21 protein-coding genes are annotated in these 16,002 nt (G+C 63.9%); 16 read left to right on the forward strand and 5 right to left on the reverse strand.

The window, feature by feature from the left end; translation table 11 throughout:
- Positions 1-6: 6 nt before the first annotated feature.
- The 3 genes from PXJ20_RS14590 to PXJ20_RS14600 are packed head-to-tail and all read left to right on the forward strand — an operon-like array spanning position 7 to position 1,588.
- The gene (locus PXJ20_RS14590; protein WP_421031311.1) at positions 7-855 is read left to right on the forward strand and encodes an SIR2 family NAD-dependent protein deacylase; all 849 of its coding nucleotides are present in this window, start codon (positions 7-9) and stop codon (positions 853-855) included.
- Between the two features lie 48 nt (positions 856-903).
- Complete coding sequence (locus PXJ20_RS14595) at positions 904-1,200, forward strand: 2Fe-2S iron-sulfur cluster-binding protein (RefSeq protein WP_026121177.1); 297 nt, start codon at positions 904-906, stop codon at positions 1,198-1,200.
- A gap of 13 nt (positions 1,201-1,213) precedes the next feature.
- Positions 1,214-1,588 carry a hypothetical protein gene (locus PXJ20_RS14600; RefSeq protein WP_042302354.1) on the forward strand — a complete coding sequence of 125 codons (375 nt, stop codon included), beginning with the start codon at positions 1,214-1,216 and terminating at the stop codon, positions 1,586-1,588.
- Between the two features lie 19 nt (positions 1,589-1,607).
- On the opposite strand, the gene PXJ20_RS14605 is transcribed toward PXJ20_RS14600, so the two are convergent.
- The 5 genes from PXJ20_RS14605 to PXJ20_RS14625 all read right to left on the reverse strand — a co-directional run bounded on the left by PXJ20_RS14605 (position 1,608) and on the right by PXJ20_RS14625 (position 4,213).
- Entirely contained in the window at positions 1,608-1,850 is a 243-nt protein-coding gene (locus PXJ20_RS14605; protein WP_421031310.1) for an FmdB family zinc ribbon protein, read from the reverse strand.
- Between the two features lie 14 nt (positions 1,851-1,864).
- Complete coding sequence (locus tag PXJ20_RS14610) at positions 1,865-2,299, reverse strand: ArsC/Spx/MgsR family protein (RefSeq protein WP_421031309.1); 435 nt, start codon at positions 2,297-2,299, stop codon at positions 1,865-1,867.
- Positions 2,300-2,339: 40 nt separating this feature from the next.
- On the reverse strand, positions 2,340-2,981 hold the full coding sequence (locus tag PXJ20_RS14615; protein WP_421031308.1) for an ankyrin repeat domain-containing protein: 642 nt from the start codon (positions 2,979-2,981) through the stop codon (positions 2,340-2,342).
- A gap of 99 nt (positions 2,982-3,080) precedes the next feature.
- Complete coding sequence (locus PXJ20_RS14620; protein WP_421031307.1) at positions 3,081-3,689, reverse strand: hypothetical protein; 609 nt, start codon at positions 3,687-3,689, stop codon at positions 3,081-3,083.
- A gap of 104 nt (positions 3,690-3,793) precedes the next feature.
- Positions 3,794-4,213 (reverse strand): group II truncated hemoglobin, encoded by a 420-nt coding sequence (locus tag PXJ20_RS14625; RefSeq protein ID WP_277599245.1) that lies wholly within the window; start codon positions 4,211-4,213, stop codon positions 3,794-3,796.
- 428 nt (positions 4,214-4,641) lie between these two features.
- Here PXJ20_RS14625 and nifH point away from each other — a divergent pair, with 428 nt between their 5' ends.
- The 13 genes from nifH (at position 4,642) to PXJ20_RS14690 (ending at position 15,927) form a co-directional block, all read left to right on the forward strand.
- A complete protein-coding gene (gene nifH / locus PXJ20_RS14630; protein WP_017773469.1) occupies positions 4,642-5,523 on the forward strand; it encodes a nitrogenase iron protein in 882 nt (293 codons plus the stop codon).
- Between the two features lie 85 nt (positions 5,524-5,608).
- A complete protein-coding gene (gene nifD / locus PXJ20_RS14635) occupies positions 5,609-7,072 on the forward strand; it encodes a nitrogenase molybdenum-iron protein alpha chain (protein WP_017773470.1) in 1,464 nt (487 codons plus the stop codon).
- A gap of 90 nt (positions 7,073-7,162) precedes the next feature.
- A complete protein-coding gene (nifK, locus tag PXJ20_RS14640) occupies positions 7,163-8,722 on the forward strand; it encodes a nitrogenase molybdenum-iron protein subunit beta (RefSeq protein WP_421031306.1) in 1,560 nt (519 codons plus the stop codon).
- Between the two features lie 12 nt (positions 8,723-8,734).
- Positions 8,735-9,055: a hypothetical protein gene (locus tag PXJ20_RS14645; protein WP_017773472.1), complete on the forward strand. Its 321-nt coding sequence runs from the start codon at positions 8,735-8,737 to the stop codon at positions 9,053-9,055.
- 172 nt (positions 9,056-9,227) lie between these two features.
- Positions 9,228-10,721 carry a nitrogenase iron-molybdenum cofactor biosynthesis protein NifE gene (gene nifE / locus PXJ20_RS14650; protein WP_017773473.1) on the forward strand — a complete coding sequence of 498 codons (1,494 nt, stop codon included), beginning with the start codon at positions 9,228-9,230 and terminating at the stop codon, positions 10,719-10,721.
- Positions 10,722-10,752: 31 nt separating this feature from the next.
- Positions 10,753-12,144 carry a nitrogenase iron-molybdenum cofactor biosynthesis protein NifN gene (gene nifN, locus PXJ20_RS14655; RefSeq protein WP_413214105.1) on the forward strand — a complete coding sequence of 464 codons (1,392 nt, stop codon included), beginning with the start codon at positions 10,753-10,755 and terminating at the stop codon, positions 12,142-12,144.
- A 25-nt stretch (positions 12,145-12,169) separates the two neighbouring features.
- Entirely contained in the window at positions 12,170-12,586 is a 417-nt protein-coding gene (nifX, locus tag PXJ20_RS14660; RefSeq protein ID WP_042302364.1) for a nitrogen fixation protein NifX, read from the forward strand.
- Positions 12,579-13,073 (forward strand): NifX-associated nitrogen fixation protein, encoded by a 495-nt coding sequence (locus tag PXJ20_RS14665; RefSeq protein WP_199542129.1) that lies wholly within the window; start codon positions 12,579-12,581, stop codon positions 13,071-13,073. Before nifX ends, PXJ20_RS14665 begins: the two co-directional genes overlap by 8 nt.
- Positions 13,074-13,087: 14 nt before the next feature.
- Positions 13,088-13,291 (forward strand): CCE_0567 family metalloprotein, encoded by a 204-nt coding sequence (locus PXJ20_RS14670; RefSeq protein WP_026121178.1) that lies wholly within the window; start codon positions 13,088-13,090, stop codon positions 13,289-13,291.
- A gap of 28 nt (positions 13,292-13,319) precedes the next feature.
- Positions 13,320-13,625, forward strand: a complete 306-nt coding sequence (fdxB, locus tag PXJ20_RS14675) for a ferredoxin III, nif-specific (RefSeq protein ID WP_017773478.1) — start codon at positions 13,320-13,322, stop codon at positions 13,623-13,625.
- 17 nt (positions 13,626-13,642) lie between these two features.
- The gene (locus tag PXJ20_RS14680) at positions 13,643-14,239 is read left to right on the forward strand and encodes a nitrogen fixation protein NifQ (RefSeq protein ID WP_421031305.1); all 597 of its coding nucleotides are present in this window, start codon (positions 13,643-13,645) and stop codon (positions 14,237-14,239) included.
- A 101-nt stretch (positions 14,240-14,340) separates the two neighbouring features.
- Positions 14,341-14,937, forward strand: a complete 597-nt coding sequence (locus tag PXJ20_RS14685) for an oxygen-binding protein (protein ID WP_421031304.1) — start codon at positions 14,341-14,343, stop codon at positions 14,935-14,937.
- Positions 14,938-14,940: 3 nt separating this feature from the next.
- Complete coding sequence (locus tag PXJ20_RS14690; protein ID WP_421031303.1) at positions 14,941-15,927, forward strand: LLM class flavin-dependent oxidoreductase; 987 nt, start codon at positions 14,941-14,943, stop codon at positions 15,925-15,927.
- The last annotated feature ends 75 nt before the right edge of the window (positions 15,928-16,002 follow it).

Below are 16,002 nucleotides of genomic sequence, written 5' to 3' on the forward strand. Positions count from 1 at the left end.
GCATTCATGAGCCTTCCCGTTTCAATCGGGCACATTGCCCGCCAGATCGAAGACGGCAACGTGGTGCCGTATCTGGGGCCCGGCATGCTCGCGCTGTGCGACGACGTGCGGGTGCCGGCCACTGCCGAGGCGCTCGCGCAGATCATGACCGCCCGCGTTTCCGTGCCCCACAAGATCCGCAACCGGCTCACGCAGGCCGCGCAGTTCATCGAGAACTTCAAGCATCGCAAGTCGGTGGTGAGTCTCATGAACGAGGCGTTCGGCGTCACGCCCGTGCCTTCGGCGCTGCACCGCGCGCTTGCGGCGAGCGGCGCCGGGCTGTACGTCGATAGCTGGTACGACGACACGTTCGCCACCGCGCTGGCCGACGCGCGGCCCGCAGGCCAGTGGGCGCAGGTGCAGGGGCTTTCGCAGGCGGAGCACTTCGGCCAGTGGTTTGGTGCCTACGATGCAGTGGGCGCGCCGCTCGAAGACGTGCCGGCAGCCGGCGCGCTGCTCTACAAGCCCATCGGCTCGCATGCGCCGGCGGGCAACTATCTCGTGTCCGACAGCGACTATGTGGAGGTGCTGACCGAGATCGACATCCAGACGCCGATTCCTCCCGCCGTGCAGACATGGCGCAGCGGCCGCAGCTTCCTGTTTCTGGGCTGCCGCTTCGACGACCAGCTGGCGCGCAGCTTCGCGCGGCAGATCATGAAGCGTTCGTCGGGCACGCACTGGTCCGTGCTGCCCGACGAGCCCACGCGCATGGAGGCACGCTTTCTCGCCGAGCAGCAGATCACCCGCATCGCCATGCCGCTCGCGACGTTCGCCGACGAACTGGTGAGCGCGTTGCAACCTGCGCTGGCAGCCTGAGCCGGCGCCTTTCATTACCTTCCCATTCTCCACGTTACACATCACATCATGACGACTTTGACCGTACTGCCTTCGGGCAAGACCTACGACGTGACGGCCGGCACCACGCTGCTCCAGGCACTGCGCGATGCAGGCGAAAACATTGCGCACAAATGCGACGGCAAGGCCGAATGCGGATCGTGCCATCTGTTCGTGCAGGAAGGGCGCAAGAGCCTTTCGAAAATTCAGCGCACCGAGAACGAGAAGCTCGACACGATCGTGGGCGTGGGTTCGAAATCGCGCCTCGCGTGCCAGGCGGTGCTGGGCGACGAAGCCGTAACGGTCGAACTGCTCAGCTTCGTTTGAGCGGAACGGTGCCATGAACGGAGCGCGCGCGATCGAGGACAGCGCCCGGCTGTCCATCGTCGAGCAGGCGGGCATCGTGGTGATGACGCTGGCCGAAGGGATCGGGCGCGACGAACTGTTGCGCTCGCGGCTCACGCGCACGGAGGTGCATCGCCAGTTGCTGAGGCTGGCGGATGGCGCGCTCGGCCTTAGCGAACCGATATGCGCGGCGATGCCCGAGATCGACTGGATCGGCTGGCAGCGCGTGCGTGCACGGCTCGCGCTGCCGCCCGGCGCTGAGCATGACGACGCGTTGTGGTTCGCGTGCGAGTCCCTGGTGCCTGCAACGCTGCTGTGGCTGCGTGTGCATCGTCAGCGCCAGGGCGCGTTGTTTCGGATGACGATCTAGGCCGTACCAGGCCGTACCTTCAGCGCTGACGCAGCAGCTTGCTGCGTTCGGCCTCGGAATAGTGGCTCATGTGCCCTTCGCGCGCGGCCTGACGGCGTGCCGACGCGATGATGGCCTTGCTGCGCCCCGGCGGCACGGGCGCGCTGACCTGCTTGTCGAGCGCGGCGCTGCCGCAGCGCGGGCAGACAGGCGTGGTACCGGCGCGCACCAGCGTTTCGAACTGCAACTGGCAATCACGGCAGTGATAGTCGTAAAGCGGCATCGCAAGACTCCTGTTCAATGGGACGGGGCATCGCAGCCGCTCGTCGCGGCGGCGCAGCCCTCGAGAGACGGCGGCATGCGGGCGACGGCGGTTTCGTGTCCAAGGCCTATCCATGCATGCACGCGGGCCATGTCGAAGCCCACCATGCGCGTGTCGCCCACCTCCATCAGCGGGCGGCGAATCAACAGCGGATGAGCCAGCAGCAGCGCGAGCGCGTTGCCGGCGTTGAGCGACTCGGGCACGATGCGGCCGGACTTGATGTCGGGCGCCGCGCGGTTGAACCACTCGGGCACGGGCAGCGGATCCAGGAACGCGAGCAGCGTGCGCGGTGTCCATGGCCAGCGCAACAGGTTGCGCACCTCCAGCGTATGACCCGCAGCCACGAGCAGCGCTTGCTGTTTCGCATTGCCGCCGCAACCGGGCTTCTCGTAAAACGTGATGTGAGCCATGTGCGTTGCTCCTCGTGTGGCCGCGGTGGCGTGCTGCGGCTCAAGCGGCCTTGTCTGAGACGAGCGCAAATACCTCCGCCGCGTTGGCGGGGTGCGCGGCGTCGATGATCTGAAGGGCCGTGTACGCATGGTGCGAAGACCCGTTGCGTTTGTCGTTGTCCAGACGGCGTGCCGTGCGCAGCAGTTCGAAACCGCGGTCGGCGGCCATGTCGAGTGCGTTGCGGCCGTCCGGCGCATAGAGCCCTTCGCTCGCGCCGAGCGAGAGCAGCAGTTGCATCACCTCGACGCGCCCGCTCGCCGCGGCCTGCATGAGGCAGGTGATATCGCTGTCGTTCGCGTGGTCGATCTCGATGCCCGCTTCAACAAGGCGCAGAAGCGTGGCGGGCGCGCCGCCCAGGCACGCGTACCACAGGGCGTTGTTGCCCTCGTCGTCGAGCGCGTCGATGTGCACGCCTGCTTCGAGCAGCGCGGCGACGACGTTGTCCTCGCCATGCAGCGACGCCAGCATGAGCGGCGTGACGCCCTCGTAGCTGCGCGAATGGAAGTCGGGGAAGTCGTGAATCGAGAGCCACGTTGCGAGCGCTGCAGGTACGTTGCTTTGTGTGCTCGTATCAACGGACGGTACAACGCGGCGGCCGGCGCTTTCGCGCACGACGGGGACGATGTCGGTGTGCAGTGACATGAGCGCGCTCCGGTTCGGGGTGCTGTCAGGGTGGGTACGTCGTGGCGCATCGGCAAAGCGGTGCACCACGAGCAGGGCACGAATACGTTCAACCGGTCTTCAGACCGGCCGGTTCTCGCTGGGGTCGCGCACGGGGCCCATCAATTCGCGGCCTTCCGCGTAGGTGATCGTGTCGAAGGTCACGTCGAAGCGGAGCGCGGCGTCGGCAATCGCGTCGAGCTTGCCCGCCGTGTCCTTCTTCTTCAGGTCGTTCTTCTCGAGGTAAAGCAGTTCGAGCATCTCGTTGTAGACCGTGGATTCGAGAATGGGCAGCACGTAGAACATCGCGCCCTTGTACGGCACCTGGTAGCGCTTGCTGAGGTCGATGTTGTCGCAGAACAGAAAGTACTTTCCACCCGCGGACAATGCTTCGCCCAGCACTTCGGCCACGTCCTTCAGGTGCTCGAAGCTCAGCAGCCAGCCGGCGAAGAACGGCAGCTGCGGCTCGCCGGTTTTCGCGACGGCCATCACCTGCTCGCACGAAAGCTCGGGCGGGCGAGCCTCGTCGGCCAGCTTCGGCGCGAAACGCAGCGCGAGTTCGCCGCGAAAGCCCACGCGGCCGAACGTGTTCGTGAGCCCCTTGAAGACGGGGTTGAGCAGACGGCCTTCCTGTTCCAGACGGGCGAAGGCGGTGTTGTCGAGTTCCTTGCGGATGAGCGTGTCTGTCATGACGGATTCCTTGGCTACATAGCTTCGAGGGCGGCTGCGTCGCAGATTGCCGCTTCGTTTTGCTTCATTTCGTTCATTACTTCGTCGGCACAACGCCTGCTTTTTCAGCTGCCGTTGTTGCGCATCCAGTCCGCGATCTTGAAGAACGCGAGCATCAGCTTGTCGCGTAGCGCCGCATCCGTGCCGGTTTCGTCGAGTGCGGCGCGCATGCAGGCAAGCCATGCGTCGCGCTCGGCCGCGCCGATGGAAAAGGCGGCGTGACGCATGCGCAGCCGCGGGTGGCCGCGTTCTTCCGAATAGCGCTTCGGCCCGCCCAGCCATTCGCAGAGATACCGCACGAGCACGGTTTTCACAGGCGCGAGGTCGGGGCCATGCATCGCGCGAATGACGCGTGCGTCGGGCCGCGTGTCCATCTGCCGGTAGAACGCATCCACGAGGCGTGTGACCGCGGCTTCGCCGCCTATCGCTTCGAAATGCGGTGAAGCGTGGCTGGCATCCACAACAGGAACGGTGAGCGGGTTCATGGCCGGCTGCGGTGCAACAACCGTACCAGCGACAAAACACGCCACTCACGCATGAGCGCATGCGCCAGGGCCTTCGCACACGGTGTTGTTTGCGACGAAACGCCCACGCTTTTGTCGGGAAGCCGACAGCGCGACTGTCGCGTCGCACGCGCTACAACGCCGCAGCGCAAATACCTTGAACCGCGCCCAAAGCCCGCTATAGCGGGGATTCCGAAGTTTTTCGGCAGATCGCACGAAAGATGGCACGGAAGCTGCACTGGAGCCGTCCGCGGACACACTCCGGCCCATGCGTGAATCGAGAGAAGAAGACCATACGGACACCACCGGCTGAGGACCTGGTCGCAGCTTTGCAGTCTGCCTGGCAGCTCTGCTTTTCGGCTTTGGTACGCACCCCTCGTTTCAACCTATTCCTGAACTGGAGAACGTGAATGTCTCAACTTCGGCAAATCGCCTTTTATGGCAAAGGTGGCATCGGCAAGTCCACCACGTCGCAGAACACGCTCGCGGCGCTCACCGACCTCGGCCAGAAGATCCTCATCGTCGGCTGCGACCCGAAGGCCGACTCGACGCGTCTGATCCTGCACGCGAAAGCACAGGACACCATCCTCTCGCTCGCGGCAGAAGCGGGGTCGGTGGAAGACCTCGAACTCGATGACGTGATGAAGATCGGCTACAAGGACATTCGCTGCGTCGAATCGGGCGGTCCGGAACCGGGCGTCGGTTGCGCCGGCCGCGGCGTGATTACGTCGATCAACTTCCTCGAAGAAAACGGCGCGTACGACGGCGTGGACTACGTGTCGTACGACGTGCTGGGCGACGTGGTGTGCGGCGGCTTCGCCATGCCCATTCGCGAAAACAAGGCGCAGGAAATCTACATCGTGATGTCGGGCGAGATGATGGCCATGTATGCGGCCAACAACATCTCCAAGGGCATTCTCAAGTATGCGAACAGCGGCGGCGTGCGCCTGGGCGGCCTCGTCTGCAACGAGCGCCAGACCGACAAGGAACTGGAGCTGGCCGAAGCGCTCGCGGGCATGCTCGGTTCGCGGCTCATCCACTTCGTGCCGCGCGACAACATCGTGCAGCACGCGGAACTGCGCCGCATGACGGTGATCGAGTTCGCGCCGGATTCGAACCAGGCGAACGAGTACCGCCAGCTTGCGAGCAAGATCCACAACAACGCCGGCAACGGCACGATCCCGACGCCGATCACGATGGATCAGCTTGAAGATCTGCTGATGGAGCACGGCATCATGAAGGCGATCGACGAATCGCAGGTTGGCAAGACGGCCGACGAACTGGTCGCCTGAACCCGCAGAGACGGCCGCCCGCGCGTTGCGCACCGCGCGCGGGCCGTCATGCAGCGACGCACAATTTTCACATCTGGAGCATTCCATGACCGCCACGGTTGAAGAGCGCAAGGCCGCGAACAAGGCCCTGATCGACGAAGTGCTAAAGGCCTATCCCGAGAAAATGGCCAAGCGGCGCGCCAAGCATTTGGGAACCTTCGAAGAGGGCAAGCCCGACTGTGGCGTGAAGTCCAACATCAAATCGCTGCCCGGCGTGATGACCATTCGCGGCTGCGCCTACGCGGGTTCGAAAGGCGTGGTCTGGGGGCCGATCAAGGACATGATTCACATCAGCCACGGCCCGGTGGGCTGCGGCCAGTACTCGTGGGCCGCGCGCCGCAACTACTACATCGGCACCACGGGCATCGACACGTTCGTCACCATGCAGTTCACGTCCGACTTCCAGGAGAAGGACATCGTGTTCGGTGGCGACAAGAAGCTCGACAAGATCATCGACGAGATTCAGGAGCTGTTCCCGCTCAACAAGGGCATCTCGATTCAGAGCGAATGTCCGATCGGGCTGATCGGCGACGACATCGAGGCCGTGTCGAAGAAGAAGAGCAAGCAGTACGAAGGCCATACGATTGTGCCCGTGCGTTGCGAAGGCTTTCGTGGCGTGAGCCAGTCGCTTGGCCACCATCTGGCGAACGACGCCATTCGCGACTGGGTATTCGACAAGACGGATGCGGCCAAGCGCCCCGAGTTCGAATCCACGCCGTACGACGTGGCGATTATCGGCGACTACAACATTGGCGGCGATGCGTGGTCGAGCCGCATCCTGCTCGAAGAAATCGGCCTGCGCGTGATCGCGCAATGGTCCGGCGACGGCTCCCTCGCAGAACTGGAGAACACGCCGAAGGCCAAGCTCAACGTGCTGCACTGCTACCGGTCGATGAACTACATCAGCCGGCACATGGAAGAGAAGTACGGCATTCCGTGGGTCGAATACAACTTCTTCGGCCCTTCGATGATCGAGAAGAGCCTGCGCGAGATTGCGAGCCATTTCGACGACACGATCAAGGCGAACGCTGAACGCGTGATCGCGAAGTACCGCCCGCTGGTGGACGCCGTGATCGCGAAGTTCAAGCCGCGTCTGCAGAGCAAGAAGGTGATGCTGTTCGTGGGCGGGCTGCGTCCGCGCCACGTGATCGGCGCGTATGAAGACCTCGGCATGGACGTGGTGGGCACGGGCTACGAGTTCGGCCACAACGACGACTATCAGCGCACCACGCACTACGTGAAAGACGGCACGCTGATTTACGACGACGTGACGGGCTACGAGTTCGAGAAGTTCGTCGAGCAGGTGCAGCCGGACCTGGTGGGCTCGGGCATCAAGGAAAAGTACGTGTTCCAGAAGATGGGCGTGCCGTTCCGCCAGATGCACAGCTGGGACTATTCGGGCCCGTACCACGGCTACGACGGTTTCGCGATCTTCGCGCGCGACATGGACATGGCGATTTCGAGCCCCGTGTGGGGACTTGCGAAGGCGCCCTGGAAAAACGCGGCATAAAACAGCAGTTTTCAGGCGCAAGCGGTCGGCGGCCGGCGAGGCCGCCGCTTCGGTCGCCGACCTCATCGATACCGATTCAGGAGTGACGTCATGCCCCAATCCGCCGACAGGATTCTCGATCACGAGCTGCTGTTCCGCGAGCCGGAGTATCAGGAAATATTCCGTACCAAGAAAGAGAACTTCGAGTTCAACCATCCCGACGAGACGGTCAAGCAGATCGTCGAATGGACCAAGACCGAAGACTACAAGCAGAAGAACTTCGCCCGCGATTCGCTCACGGTGAACCCCGCCAAGGCATGCCAGCCGCTCGGCGCGGTCTACGTGGCCAACGGCTTTCACAAGACGCTTTCGTTCGTGCACGGCTCGCAGGGCTGCGTGGCGTACTACCGCTCGCATTTCTCGCGGCACTTCAAGGAGCCCACGTCGTGCGTGAGTTCTTCGATGACCGAAGACGCCGCGGTGTTCGGTGGCCTGAACAACATGATCGACGGCCTCGCGAACGCGTACAACCTCTACAAGCCCGAGATGATCGCCGTGTCGACCACGTGCATGGCGGAGGTGATCGGCGACGACCTCGACGCGTTCATCAAGAACAGCAAGCAGAAGGGCAGCGTGCCGGAAGACTATGACGTGCCGTTCGCCCACACGCCGGCCTTTGTGGGCAGCCACGTGACGGGCTACGACAACGCGTTGCTCGGCATTCTCAAGCACTTCTGGGGCGGCAAGGCCGGCACCACCGCGCCGCTCGTGCGCGTGCCGGACGAGAGCGTGAACTTTATCGGCGGCTTCGACGGCTTCGTCGTGGGCAACATGAAGGAAATTCGCCGCATCTTCGAACTGTTCGGCGTGACGGTGAATGTGATCTGCGACCCGTCGGAAACGTGGAATACGCCTACCGACGGCGAATTCCGCATGTACGAGGGCGGCACGACGAAGGAAGAAGTGGAGCGCGCGCTGCACGCGAAGGCCACTTTCGTGTTCCAGGAATACTGCTGCGAGAAGACCGCGAAGTTCATCGCGGAACACGGGCAGGAAGTCGTGGTGCTCAACGCGCCCGTTGGCGTGGCGGGCACCGACCGCTTCCTGATGGAAATTTCGCGGGTGACGGGCAAGCCCATTCCCGCGCAACTCGAAAAGGAGCGCGGCCAACTGGTGGATGCGATGGCGGACAGCCAGGCCCACCTGCACGGCAAGCGTTTCGCGCTGTACGGCGACCCGGACCAGATGCTCGGCTACACGCAGTTCCTGCTCGAACTGGGCGCGGAACCGGCGCACGTGCTGGCGACCAACGGCAACGACGATTGGGCCGCGAAAGTGCAGGCGCTCTTCGACGCCTCGCCTTACGGCGCAGGCTGCAAGGTGTACCCGAAGCGCGACCTGTGGCACATGCGTTCGCTGCTGTACACGGAACCGGTGGACTTCCTGATCGGCAACACCTACGGCAAGTACCTGGAGCGCGATACGAAGACGCCGCTCATTCGCATGGTGTTCCCGATCTTCGACCGCCATCACTACCATCGCTACCCGACGTGGGGCTACGACGGTGCGCTGCGCGTGCTCGTGATGCTGCTGGACGAGTTCTTCGAGACGCTCGATGCGAACACCATCGTGCCCGCGAAGACCGACTACAGCTACGACATCATTCGCTGAAGGGGCGCAGCGATGGCAGACCCGGTACTCGTCAAGGTCACGCAGGACGGCCGCAAGGTCGAGGTGATCGACGGCTGGGTCTGCCTGGCTGGCGTGCGTGAAGCGGACCATCTGGTGCCGGTTATCGAGCATCCGAACCGCCAGGCGATTACGCGCAACGTGCCGGGCGCCACGCACGTGGCGGGACGGTTGCCGTTGAACCACGCGGAAGCGGCCATCGCGCAGGGGGCGATGGCTGCATCACACCGTGCGTTCGATGCGAGCCCGGCCGGCATTACGCAGCGCATCCGTTTCGCGGTGTGGGCGAAGAGTGCGGCGGAAGGGGCGGAGTAGTCGGTCCACTGGCTGTCGCAATCCCTTCAAACCGGCCAATCTGCGTTTCGATGACGACAATCGGCGTGCACATCTCTCGCCGCAAGCACGGCCGTTGCGCGCGTTGCAGGCAGTCAACCCGTGGTACGGAACTTGCCAGTTTCGATTCACCCCACATCGTCAGGAGCCCGTCATGTCCGCTTCGCTCAAGGCCAAGATTGCCGAAGTCTTCGACGAGCCCGGTTGCGACAAGAACCAGGGCAAAAGCGAAAAGGAGCGCAAGAAGGGCTGCACGAAGCAACTCTCGCCTGGCGCGGCCGCGGGCGGCTGCGCATTCGACGGTGCAAAGATCGCGTTGCAGCCCGTGGTGGATGTTGCGCATCTCGTGCATGGGCCTATCGCATGCGAAGGCAATTCGTGGGACAACCGCCATGCGGCGTCGTCGGGCTCCACGCTTTACCGCACGGGCTTTACGACGGACATCAATGAACTCGACGTGGTGTACGGCGGCGAGAAGCGGCTCTTCAGAAGCGTGCGCGAGATCATCGAGAAATACGATCCGCCTGCCGTGTTCGTCTATCAGACCTGCGTGACGGCGCTCATTGGCGACGACATCGAAGCGGTCTGCAAACGGGCATCGGAGAAGTTCGGCAAGCCCGTCATTCCCGTCAATTCACCGGGCTTCGCGGGACCGAAGAATCTGGGCAACAAGCTGGGAGGCGAGGCGCTGCTCGACTACGTCATCGGCACGCGCGAGCCGGAATACACGACGCCGTACGACATCAACATCATCGGCGAATACAACCTCTCGGGCGAACTGTGGCAGACCAAGCCGCTGCTCGACGCACTGGGCGTCCGCATTCTCTCGTGTATTTCGGGCGATGGCCGTTACAACGAGATTGCCGGCTCGCATCGTGCGAAGGTCAACATGATGGTCTGCTCGAAGTCGATGATCAACATCGCGACGAAGATGCAGCAGCGCTACGGCATTCCGTATTTCGAGGGCTCGTTTTACGGCATTGGCGACATGAGCGATACGTTGCGGCAGATCGCGAAGCTGCTGGTGCAGCAGGGCGCGCCGGAAGACCTGCTCGAACGCACGGAACGTTTGATTGCCGCCGAAGAGGCGCGCGCGTGGGCACGCATTGCGCGCTATCGCGAGCGGCTGAAAGGCAAGCGTGTGCTGCTCATTACGGGCGGCGTGAAATCGTGGTCGGTGGTCGCCGCGCTGCAGGAAGCCGGGCTCGAAATTGTGGGCACGAGCGTCAAGAAGAGCACGAAAGAGGACAAGGAGAAGATCAAGGAGATCATGGGTGACGACGCCCACATGATCGACGACATGACGCCGCGCGAGATGTACACCATGCTGCGCGATGCGAAGGCGGACATCATGCTGTCCGGTGGGCGCTCGCAATTCGTCGCGCTGAAGGCGCGCATGCCGTGGCTCGACATCAACCAGGAGCGGCATCACCCGTATGGGGCGTACGAGGGGATGGTGGAACTCGTGCACGAGATCGACCGCGCGATACACAACCCCGTGTGGCAGCAGGTGCGCATTCCCGCGCCCTGGGGTGACGACGGCGAAACGCTGAACGCTGTACGTGCGCCTGTTGCAGCTGTCGAGCCCGCCGCTTTTGCCGGTGTGCGCGCCTGGGCGATGGGGCTCGAGCCCGGCGTGCCGGCCTGAATGCAAGCGAGCGCAAGGGGAGCAGAGAATCATGGCCGTGGTCGTCGAATCGAAGAAAGCCTGTGCGGTCAATCCGCTCAAGATGAGCCAGCCGCTTGGCGCGAGCTACGCGTTCATGGGGCTCGACGCGTGCATGCCGGTCATGCACGGTTCGCAGGGCTGCACGTCGTTCGGTCTCGTGCTGCTGGTGCGGCACTTCAAGGAAGCCATTCCGCTACAGACCACGGCGATGAACGAGGTCACCACGATTCTGGGCGGCTACGAAAACGTGGAGACGGCGCTGCTCAACATCCGCAAGCGCGCGGCGCCGAAGATCATCGCGATCTGCTCGACCGGTCTCACCGAAACGAAGGGCGACGACGTGGAGGGCTATCTCACGACAGTGCGCAAGCGCAAGCCCGAGCTGGACGATACGGAACTGGTCTACGTGTCCACGCCGGACTACGTGGGTGGTTTCGAAGACGGCTACCGGCACGCCGTTACGGCCATCGTGAAGGCGCTGGTCAAGCCGCTGCCCGTGGTCGCGAGGCAGATCACGTTGCTGCCCGGCAGCCATCTCTCGCCGGCCGATATCGACGAACTGCGCGAGATCGTTACCGCATTCGGGCTCGACGTCATCGTGCTGCCCGATCTCTCGGGCTCGCTCGACGGCCACATTGCGCCCGACTGGCGCGGCACCACGCTGGGCGGCACGACGCTCGAACAGATTCGCGCGGCCGGGGCGTCGGCGTTCACGATCGGTGTGGGCGAGCAAACGCGCGAAGGCGCGCAGGCGTTGCAGGACGTGGCGGGCACGCCGTTCGAGATATTCGGGCGCCTGACCGGGCTCGAACCTAACGACCGCCTGCTTCAGCGCCTCGCGCAACTGTCGGGGCGGCCCGTGCCCGCGAAATACCGCAGGCAGCGCAGCCAGTTGCTCGATGCGATGCTCGACGGCCACTTCTACACGGGCGGCATCAAGGTTGCGATTGGCGCAGAGCCGGACCTGCTGCTCGCGCTCGGCGCGTTGCTGCATGAAATGGGCGCGGAGCTTGCGGTCTGCATCAGCACCACGGCGTCGCCTTCGCACGAACAGCTACCGGCGAGCGAAGTGGTGCTGGGGGACCTGGAAGACATGGAGCGCGCCGCACGCGACTGCGATCTGCTCATCACGCATTCGCATGGCCGGCAGATGGCGGAGCGGCTTGGGAAGCCGCTCATGCGCGTGGGCTTTCCGGTGTTCGACCGCGTGGGCAATGCACACCGCTGCCAGGTGGGTTATCGCGGCACGATGAACCTGATCTTCGAAGTCGCGAATCTCATGATCGAACAGATTGCCCATCACCATCCCGGCGACTGGCCGCTGCCGCAGGCGTCGGTGGATCTGGCCGCGCGCGACCCCGCGCGTGAAGTGAAGATTCCGGTCGTTGCGGCCGGCGCGTGAACCAACGGCACGAGGAGCCCCACTCATGAAAATCGCATTCGCGACCCAGGACAAGGTGCACGTCGATGCGCACTTCGGCTGGGCCAAAAGCATCGTCACTTACGACGTAACGGCGGACGGTCATACGTTCGTCGAAACGTTCGACTTCGGCGGCAAGCTGGAAGAAGACGGCGACGAAGACAAGCTCGCGCCCAAGCTCGAAGCCGTCAAGGACTGCGCGATTCTGTACGTTGCCGCGATTGGCGGCTCCGGCGCGGCACGCGTGGTGGCGCTGAAGATTCATCCCATCAAGGTGCCGCAGCCGGAGCCTATAGAAGCCATTCTCGTGAAGCTGCGCGACGTGCTGAAAGGCACGCCGCCGCCGTGGCTGCGCAAGGCGCTCGCGAAAGACGGGGCACGTTCATACGATTTCGAAGAGGACGACGAGGTATCTCATGGCTGAAGCCATCACCGACAACACGCACGCCGAAGCCGACAGCGATGCGCCGCTGCTGGCCACGCCGTTCGTCCAGCAGCTCATTCGCCAACTACGCGCGCAGGACACCCACGGCGCGTGGGAAGGCAAGAGCGATCTGCAACTGCTGAAGCGGTACATCCTCACGCCCGAGGAACGCCGTGCGATTCCGATCATGGGCGACCCGGACCCCGAAACGCTCTGGCATCTGGAGCTGTTCTACAACGCGATCGCGGTGGCGATCGAACGCGAAACGGGGCAGATGGTGTCGCCGATGATGAAGATGAGCCACGAAGGATTCGGCCGCATGGTGCTGATTGCGGGGCGGCTCGTGGTGGTCAACAAGCAGCTGCGCGACGTGCATCGCTTCGGCTTTCCGTCGCTCGCGAAGCTGGCCGAGGCGGGCGGCAAGTTTCTCAATGAAGCGGTGGAAATGATCCGCACGTATCCGGCTGTCGCGCAATACGGCGCGTGAAAGGGGAGAACACGATGACCGATGCCGACGAACTGAAGGCCCGCCTGAAAAAGCTCAACGCGCAGGCCACGCAGGCGAAGATGGACCTGCACGATCTTTCCGAGGAACTGCCGACGAACTGGGAACAGATTCTCGCTGTCGCGCAGCGCTGCCACGACGCGCACGCGGCGCTCATGGATGCACGCAAGGCCGCAGCCGCGGCCTCGGCTTCGGCGTGAGCCGGCCGAAACCACCATAGAGGCGACCATGAGCGATACCTTCAGCGTGACGCTGCCAAGCGGCGAGACCTGGACGCCGACCTTCGTGTCGACGCTCGACGAGGAAAAATGCATTGGCTGCGGACGGTGCTTTCGCGTGTGCCCGCGTGGCGTGCTCGAACTCGTGGGGCTCGACGACGAAGGCGCGCACATTCGCCTTGACGGCGACGACGAAGACGACGAGTACGAAAAGAAGGTCATGACGATCGCGCATCGCGAGCTGTGCATCGGCTGCACGGCGTGCGCGAAGATCTGCCCGAAGAAGTGCTATACGCACGCGGCCGCGCAGATCTGAGCGCATCGGATCGCATCATGAACTTCCACGCCACGCTGATGCGCCACGCGGCTAGCACCGACAACCCGACGGTGCTGGCGCTTGCCGGGGTGCTCGCGTCCGCGTTCGAGCGGGACGGCGTGCACGTGCTGCCCATTCGCGGTCTCGACGTGCTGCAGACGCAATGGCTGCTTGCCCGCTGGTTTCCCGGTGCAGAGGCGGCGCTTGCGCCTGCGTGGGCCGCGGTTTCTGTTCAGGCATCGCAGCACGTATCGGAGCACGTATCGCAGTGCGGCTCGCGCTACGACGAAGTGGAAGACCTAGTGACGCTGTTCGCCGATCACGTCGATCCGCGTGCGGGCACGCGCGAGGAAGCCACCTGTGTGGCGCATGCGCTGGCGTGCGCGTGCCTGAGTGCCAATCATCTCTGGCAGGACCTGCGATTGCCGTCGCGGCGTGAGCTTTCCGCGCTGCTGGGCTACTGGTATCCGCGGCTCGCCGCAAAGAACGTCCACGACATGAAGTGGAAGAAGTTCTTTTATAAGCAACTGTGCGAGCGTGAAGGACTGTTCGTCTGCAAGGCGCCGAGTTGCGGCGTGTGCACGGACTACGCGCACTGCTTCGGGCCCGAGTAGCAGGCGGTCGGCCGGTTCCGGCCTGGTACTTGCTTTGTCGTGACCACCGTTATGTATCGCGATATATAGCCAACAAACTGGACAAGACATCCGACACGCTCATGAAACCCACTTCTGCGGCCACGCCGCGTGCGCGCTGGACACCGTGCACGCGCGCCTGCTACCGGACCTTGCGCTGGCCCGTTGCGCAATCGTCGCGCGATCACGGGTTGCACGGCGGGCACACCATTTGTCCGCCGATGCCGGCGCCGCCGCATCGTCTGCTCGCCATCTGCGAGGAAGCGGGTTTGCGCGAACTCGTGCGGCAGCACATGCACCGCCTCAGAACCACGCCGCTCTTCATTCATGCGGGCGACTGCTTCGACTGCGTGACCGAGCGTGTGGCCGACTATGTCGTGGAAGCGTGCGGCGGCCCGCTCTATTACAGCCAGCGTCATGCGCATTTGCAGGCGGGCGCGGGCCTGCCGCTGTTGCTCGATGAAGAAGGGCGCGAGTTGTGGCTCGTGCAGTTGTGGCACGCGTTCGACGACGTGGATTTTCCGCCTGCGCTGCGCGCCGACTTCTGGGGCTGGGCCGAGCCGCTTTCGGTTCATCTGCTCGCGCCGCGCGCGCGTCACGATGGGCTCACGCGCTATGCCTACGACACGGTGCGCAGCTGGTTTGCGACGCCTTGCCGAGACCTGAATCGCAGGACCTGAGCCATGTCGGATTTCCCACCACGATACGGCGTGTTTCTCAACGTCGAAAATCCCCACGGCGATGCGCGCGACGCGCTGCGGCAAACCGTTCGCACCGGGGTCGCGGCGGAACAGATGGGCTTTCACGACGTGTGGGTGGCCGAGCATCACTACAGTTCGTTCGCAATCGGCAGTGCGCTCACGGTGCTGCTTTCGCACATTGCGGCGGGCACGTCGTCCATCCGGCTCGGCACGGGCGCATCGTTGCTCGCCTTGAACGACCCGCTGCGCGTGGCGGAAGACATCGCATCGCTCGATCTGCTGAGCGGCGGGCGCATCGAGTTCGGCGTTGCGCGGGGTGGGCCGTTTCCTGCACAGTATCGTCCGTCGGGAATTGCGTCCGGGGACATGGCACGCGAGCGCATGCATGAGGCGCTCGCGTTGATCGAACGGTTGTGGGCCGAACCCGAAACGCATTTCGAAGGGCGCTTCTTTCGCTACGAAAGCGTGGCGGTCTATCCGCGTCCGTTGCAGCAGCCGGTGCCGGTGTGGCTGGCGAGCCTGAGCGGGGCGTCGCCGAAAATTGCCGCGGAGCACGGCTATGGCCTGATGGCCGCACCTTCTGCGGATCTCGATCAGGTCGCAAAGCAGGTGGCGGCAGAGCGTGAGCGACGCGGCGCTTTTCCCTTCGCGATTGCGCGCTTCTTTCATTGCGACGAAGACGGGCGTCGTGCCATGGAGCACGGCATTGAAGCCGTGCGCGCGTACCCGCGGCTGATGGGCGTGCACTTTCCGCCAGGCAAGCTGCCGCCGATGTTCGCGCCGGATGCGCCCAACGACGTGATTCTTGCGAACGCGATCATCGGCGACCCCGAGCAGTGCATTGCGCGTGTGAAGTCGATGAGCGAGTGGCTCGGTCCCCATCGACTGTTGCTCAAGCCCGCGACACACGACGCGGCGAAGGCGCGCATGTCGCTCGCGCTGTTCGCGCGTGCGGCCGGGCTGGGCTGAACGTGATCGCGTCGACACGACGATGGCCGCCGTGCATGGCTTGCATCTTGCACTGCCTCACGCATCGCCCGATTC

The organism is Paraburkholderia sp. A1RI_3L (assembly GCF_048957895.1).
Taxonomy (GTDB): Bacteria; Pseudomonadota; Gammaproteobacteria; order Burkholderiales; family Burkholderiaceae; genus Paraburkholderia; species Paraburkholderia kururiensis.

What these genes read in the sequence shown, in the direction of transcription:
- PXJ20_RS14590 (WP_421031311.1), top strand. Translation starts at nt 7, where the DNA reads ATGAGCCTTCCCGTTTCAATCGGGCACATTGCCCGCCAGATCGAAGAC.
- PXJ20_RS14595 (WP_026121177.1), top strand. Translation starts at nt 904, where the DNA reads ATGACGACTTTGACCGTACTGCCTTCGGGCAAGACCTACGACGTGACG.
- PXJ20_RS14600 (WP_042302354.1), top strand. Translation starts at nt 1,214, where the DNA reads ATGAACGGAGCGCGCGCGATCGAGGACAGCGCCCGGCTGTCCATCGTC.
- PXJ20_RS14605 (WP_421031310.1), bottom strand. Translation starts at nt 1,850, where the DNA reads ATGCCGCTTTACGACTATCACTGCCGTGATTGCCAGTTGCAGTTCGAA.
- PXJ20_RS14610 (WP_421031309.1), bottom strand. Translation starts at nt 2,299, where the DNA reads ATGGCTCACATCACGTTTTACGAGAAGCCCGGTTGCGGCGGCAATGCG.
- PXJ20_RS14615 (WP_421031308.1), bottom strand. Translation starts at nt 2,981, where the DNA reads ATGTCACTGCACACCGACATCGTCCCCGTCGTGCGCGAAAGCGCCGGC.
- PXJ20_RS14620 (WP_421031307.1), bottom strand. Translation starts at nt 3,689, where the DNA reads ATGACAGACACGCTCATCCGCAAGGAACTCGACAACACCGCCTTCGCC.
- PXJ20_RS14625 (WP_277599245.1), bottom strand. Translation starts at nt 4,213, where the DNA reads ATGAACCCGCTCACCGTTCCTGTTGTGGATGCCAGCCACGCTTCACCG.
- nifH (WP_017773469.1), top strand. Translation starts at nt 4,642, where the DNA reads ATGTCTCAACTTCGGCAAATCGCCTTTTATGGCAAAGGTGGCATCGGC.
- nifD (WP_017773470.1), top strand. Translation starts at nt 5,609, where the DNA reads ATGACCGCCACGGTTGAAGAGCGCAAGGCCGCGAACAAGGCCCTGATC.
- nifK (WP_421031306.1), top strand. Translation starts at nt 7,163, where the DNA reads ATGCCCCAATCCGCCGACAGGATTCTCGATCACGAGCTGCTGTTCCGC.
- PXJ20_RS14645 (WP_017773472.1), top strand. Translation starts at nt 8,735, where the DNA reads ATGGCAGACCCGGTACTCGTCAAGGTCACGCAGGACGGCCGCAAGGTC.
- nifE (WP_017773473.1), top strand. Translation starts at nt 9,228, where the DNA reads ATGTCCGCTTCGCTCAAGGCCAAGATTGCCGAAGTCTTCGACGAGCCC.
- nifN (WP_413214105.1), top strand. Translation starts at nt 10,753, where the DNA reads ATGGCCGTGGTCGTCGAATCGAAGAAAGCCTGTGCGGTCAATCCGCTC.
- nifX (WP_042302364.1), top strand. Translation starts at nt 12,170, where the DNA reads ATGAAAATCGCATTCGCGACCCAGGACAAGGTGCACGTCGATGCGCAC.
- PXJ20_RS14665 (WP_199542129.1), top strand. Translation starts at nt 12,579, where the DNA reads ATGGCTGAAGCCATCACCGACAACACGCACGCCGAAGCCGACAGCGAT.
- PXJ20_RS14670 (WP_026121178.1), top strand. Translation starts at nt 13,088, where the DNA reads ATGACCGATGCCGACGAACTGAAGGCCCGCCTGAAAAAGCTCAACGCG.
- fdxB (WP_017773478.1), top strand. Translation starts at nt 13,320, where the DNA reads ATGAGCGATACCTTCAGCGTGACGCTGCCAAGCGGCGAGACCTGGACG.
- PXJ20_RS14680 (WP_421031305.1), top strand. Translation starts at nt 13,643, where the DNA reads ATGAACTTCCACGCCACGCTGATGCGCCACGCGGCTAGCACCGACAAC.
- PXJ20_RS14685 (WP_421031304.1), top strand. Translation starts at nt 14,341, where the DNA reads ATGAAACCCACTTCTGCGGCCACGCCGCGTGCGCGCTGGACACCGTGC.
- PXJ20_RS14690 (WP_421031303.1), top strand. Translation starts at nt 14,941, where the DNA reads ATGTCGGATTTCCCACCACGATACGGCGTGTTTCTCAACGTCGAAAAT.